Origin of the sequence: Mycobacterium sp. THU-M104 (genome assembly GCF_049197365.1) — a bacterium.
Classification (GTDB): Bacteria; Actinomycetota; Actinomycetes; order Mycobacteriales; family Mycobacteriaceae; genus Mycobacterium.
Genome location: NZ_JBMIOP010000186.1, coordinates 1 through 3,769, shown reverse-complemented (window position 1 = coordinate 3,769; position 3,769 = coordinate 1). Strand labels below are relative to the sequence as shown.

The following is a 3,769-nucleotide window of genomic DNA, read 5'->3' as shown; positions in this document are numbered from 1 at the left end:
TAGCGGTCATGAGCGCCAGCGCTAAGCCCCGGCTTGCTGGCCGGCAACCCTCCAACCGCGGTGGGGTGCCCCGGGTGAAAGACCAGGTCTAGTAGCCACAGGCTGCGCGGCAAGCGCGGGTCCGCCATAACGGACCCCTGACTAGAGGGGAAACGTGATGCGCATCACCTACCCGGTTCATCCGGATCGATCATCTCTTTCGGATCGGCGTACGTGTCGACTCGTGTGTCGTTGTTAGCCGGCCGCCGCGCCGGTTGACGTCACCGGTGGTGACGTTGCCAGCGGCTGTCCCCGATACCCGATTCGCCCATGTCCAGCAGAAAGCAACCATCCGTGAGCACCGAAAACAGCACCAGCGGTACCGACGCCAACGATGAAACCGATCCGATCGCGCACTGGTCCTTCGACACGAAACAGATCCACGCCGGGCAGCGGCCCGACTCGGCGACCAACGCCCGTGCACTGCCGATCTACCAGACCACGTCCTACACCTTCAACGACACCGCGCACGCCGCCGCACTGTTCGGCCTCGAGGTGCCCGGCAACATCTACACCCGGCTGGGCAACCCGACCACCGACGTCGTCGAACAGCGCATCGCCGCGTTGGAAGGCGGTGTGGCGGCGCTGTTCCTGAGCTCGGGGCAGGCTGCTGCGACATTCGCCATATTGAACGTCGCGTGTGCTGAAGATCACATCGTGGCGAGCCCGCGGCTCTACGGCGGCACCTACAACCTGCTGCACTACTCGCTGGCCAAGCTCGGTATCGAGGTGACCTTCGTCGCGGACCCCGACGACCTGGACTCCTGGCAGGCCGCGGCCAAGCCGAACACGAAGGCGTTCTTCGGGGAGACCATCTCCAACCCCAAGATCGACGTGCTCGACATCCCCGGCGTCGCCGGGGTCGCCCACGCCAACGGGGTGCCACTGATCGTCGACAACACCGTCGCCACGCCCTACCTCATCCAGCCGTTCGCCCACGGCGCCGACATCGTGGTGCACTCGGCCACCAAGTACCTGGGCGGGCACGGCGCCGCGATCGCCGGCGTCATCGTCGACGGCGGCACGTTCGACTGGGCACAGGGCCGCTTCCCCGGATTCACCACGCCCGACCCGAGCTACCACGGCGTGGTGTACGCCGAGCTGGGGCCGCCGGCGTTCGCGCTGAAGGCGCGCGTGCAACTGCTGCGCGACCTCGGGTCGGCCGCCTCGCCGTTCAACGCGTTCCTGGTCGCTCAGGGCATCGAGACGCTGAGCCTGCGCATGGAGCGCCACGTCGCCAACGCACAGCGGGTCGCCGAGTTCCTGGCCGCCCATGACGGCGTGCTGTCGGTCAACTACGCGGGCCTGCCCGGCTCGCCGTGGCACGCGCGCGCAAAGAAGCTGGCGCCCAAAGGCACCGGGGCGGTCCTCTCGTTCGAGTTGGCCGGCGGCGTCGAGGCCGGCAAGGCGTTCGTCAACGCGCTCAAGCTGCACAGCCACGTCGCCAACATCGGTGACGTGCGCTCGCTGGTGATCCACCCGGCGTCGACCACCCACGCCCAGCTGAGCCCGGCCGAGCAGCTGTCCACCGGCGTCAGCCCTGGGCTGGTGCGGCTGGCCGTCGGCATCGAGGGCATCGACGACATCCTGGACGACCTCGAGCTCGGTTTCGCCGCGGCCCGCAAACACGGTGGGACGAGGCCATCGACGCAGTCCAGCGGCGACCCGCACGCGGCGGCGGCCTGCTGAGGCGAGCTGACATGACGATCTCGGAGTTCCCCACCCAGACGCTGCCCACCGAGGGCGAGATCGGCTTCGTCCACATCGGTGCGCTGACCACCGAAAGCGGTGCGGTGATCGACGACGTCTGCATCGCCGTCCAGCGCTGGGGTGAGCTCTCCCCCACGCGCGACAACGTGGTGGTGGTCCTGCACGCGCTCACCGGCGACTCCCACGTCAGCGGGCCGGCCGGGCCCGGGCATCCCACGCCCGGCTGGTGGGACGGCATGATCGGGCCGGGTGCGCCGATCGACACCGATCGCTGGTGCGCGGTGGCCACCAACGTGCTCGGCGGCTGCCGCGGCTCCACCGGGCCCAGCTCGCGCGCCCGGGACGGAAAGCCTTGGGGTTCACGGTTTCCGCTGATCACGGTGCGCGACCAGGTCGAGGCCGACATCTGCGCGCTGGCCGCGCTGGGCATCAACGAGGTCGCCGCCGTTGTCGGTGGATCCATGGGCGGCGCAAGGGCTTTGGAGTGGATGGTCGGTCACCCTGACCAGGTCCGGGCGGGACTGCTGCTGGCGGTCGGCGCGCGCGCCACCGCGGACCAGATCGGCACCCAGACCACTCAGATCGCGGCCATCAAGGCCGACCCCAACTGGCAGAGCGGCGACTACCACGACAGCGGACGCAAACCGGAGGACGGGCTGACCATCGCCCGCCGTTTCGCGCACCTGACCTACCGCGGCGAGATGGAGCTCGACACCCGGTTCGCCAACGACGCCCAGAGCGATCCCGGACAGGAGGACCCGCTCCACGGCGGCCGTTACGCCGTGGAAAGCTACCTCGAGCATCAGGGCAACAAGCTGTTGTCCCGCTTCGACGCCGGCAGCTACGTGATCTTGACCGAGGCGCTCAACAGCCACGACATCGGTCGCGGTCGCGGCGGGGTTCGCCAGGCTCTGCGCAGGTGCCCGGTGCCGGCCGTGGTCGGCGGTATCACCTCCGACCGGCTCTACCCGCTACGCCTTCAGCAGGAGTTGGCTGATCTACTCCCGGGCTGCTCAGGCCTGCAGGTCGTCGATTCCAGATGCGGGCACGACGGCTTCCTGGTCGAGTCCGAGGCGGTCGGCGAGTTGATCCGCAAGACCCTCGTCCTGGCCTCCCGGTCAGGGAGGAGCGAAGGCGCGTGCCGGCGGTGACCCGCTCGAGACAGGAACGCTCCCTGTCGTTCGGCTCGGCGGCCGCCGCATACGAGCGTGGCCGACCGTCCTACCCACCGGAGGCCATCGACTGGCTGTTGCCGACCGGTGGGCTCCTGGTGCTCGACCTGGGCGCGGGCACGGGCAAGTTGACCACCCGGCTGGTCGAGCGCGGTCTGGACGTGGTGGCGGTCGATCCGATCCCCGACATGCTTGAGGTGTTACACGACGCGCTGCCGGAAACCCGGGCGCTGTTGGGTACCGCGGAAGGGATTCCGTTGCCCGACAACAGTATTGACGCCGTGCTGGTGGCCCAGGCATGGCACTGGGTGGATCCCGCCCGGGCGATACCGGAGGTGGCCCGCGTGCTGCGCCCCGGTGGGCGGCTGGGCCTGGTGTGGAACATCCGCGACGAACGACTCGGCTGGGTTCGTGAACTGGGCCGCATCATCGGCAGCGACGGCGACGGCGACCGGCTGGACGTGACGCTGCCCGCACCGTTCACCGCGCTGGAGCGCCGCCGCGTGGACTGGACGAATTACCTGACGCCGCAGGCGTTGATCGATCTGGTGACATCGCGCAGCTACTGCATCACCTCACCGGCCGAGGTCCGCACCAGGACGCTCGATGAGGTGCGGGAGTTGCTGACCACCCATCCAGCCCTGGCGAATTCGACCGGACTGGCGCTGCCGTATGTCACAGTGTGCATCCGGGCGACGCTGGCTGGCTGACGGGCTGGCGGGCTGACGGGCGCGGTCAGCTTCCGTCGTCCTCGTTGTCGTTGTCGTCGTCGGTGGGCTCGTTGTCGTTGTTTGTGTGGTGGAGGAGTTTTTCGGGGTGCCAGTGGGTGTTGGTGCGGGGTTGGTTGT

At 68.7% G+C, this 3,769-nt stretch carries 3 protein-coding genes and 1 riboswitch; all 3 genes read left to right on the top strand.

The window, feature by feature from the left end; translation table 11 throughout:
- The first annotated feature begins 4 nt into the window (after window positions 1–4).
- A riboswitch (SAM riboswitch) is annotated at window positions 5–122 on the top strand.
- A gap of 211 nt (window positions 123–333) precedes the next feature.
- From ACOJVU_RS14770 to ACOJVU_RS14760, 3 genes are read left to right on the top strand one after another with little or no spacing between them, the layout of a single operon-like run.
- Window positions 334–1,728, top strand: a complete 1,395-nt coding sequence (locus tag ACOJVU_RS14770; protein ID WP_421530460.1) for a bifunctional o-acetylhomoserine/o-acetylserine sulfhydrylase — start codon at window positions 334–336, stop codon at window positions 1,726–1,728.
- A gap of 11 nt (window positions 1,729–1,739) precedes the next feature.
- Window positions 1,740–2,900, top strand: a complete 1,161-nt coding sequence (metX, locus tag ACOJVU_RS14765; protein WP_421530459.1) for a homoserine O-acetyltransferase MetX — start codon at window positions 1,740–1,742, stop codon at window positions 2,898–2,900.
- Complete coding sequence (locus ACOJVU_RS14760; RefSeq protein WP_421530458.1) at window positions 2,897–3,631, top strand: class I SAM-dependent methyltransferase; 735 nt, start codon at window positions 2,897–2,899, stop codon at window positions 3,629–3,631. The genes metX and ACOJVU_RS14760 overlap by 4 nt, the downstream gene beginning before the upstream one ends.
- The last annotated feature ends 138 nt before the right edge of the window (window positions 3,632–3,769 follow it).

Excerpts from the sequence above, each read along its gene's own strand:
- metX (WP_421530459.1), top strand. The coding sequence starts at position 1,740 with ATGACGATCTCGGAGTTCCCCACCCAGACGCTGCCCACCGAGGGCGAG.